This window comes from Idiomarina sp. ST10R2A5 (assembly GCF_051842325.1).
Taxonomy (GTDB): domain Bacteria; phylum Pseudomonadota; class Gammaproteobacteria; order Enterobacterales; family Alteromonadaceae; genus Idiomarina; species Idiomarina abyssalis.
Map to the genome: position 1 here is coordinate 1 of NZ_JBNIEX010000083.1, position 237 is coordinate 237.

Genomic DNA, 237 nt, shown 5'->3' on the forward strand with positions numbered 1-237 from the left:
CGTTCCCCGTCGCGGAACACCCCGTCCGCCGGTCTCACAACTTGCTGCGTTGGCAGGTCTCCCGGCTTGCGGAGTAGGATCTTCCTTTGATGCCTGCCTTCCCGATCCCTTACGAAATCAGTGGCTTGGGCATCTCTCCGGTCACGGTCGCGGGGGCGGCTGCGTTTCGGGTCAACCTTGCGGTCTCGGCCCTATCGCATTCCCTCTTCGCCTGTCGTAGGACAGGAACCAACGCGG

Annotated in this window: 1 riboswitch. The window is 63.3% G+C overall.

Annotated elements, in window-relative coordinates:
• Positions 1-34 precede the first annotated feature (34 nt).
• Positions 35-237, reverse strand: a riboswitch (cobalamin riboswitch). This riboswitch is flagged as partial in the annotation.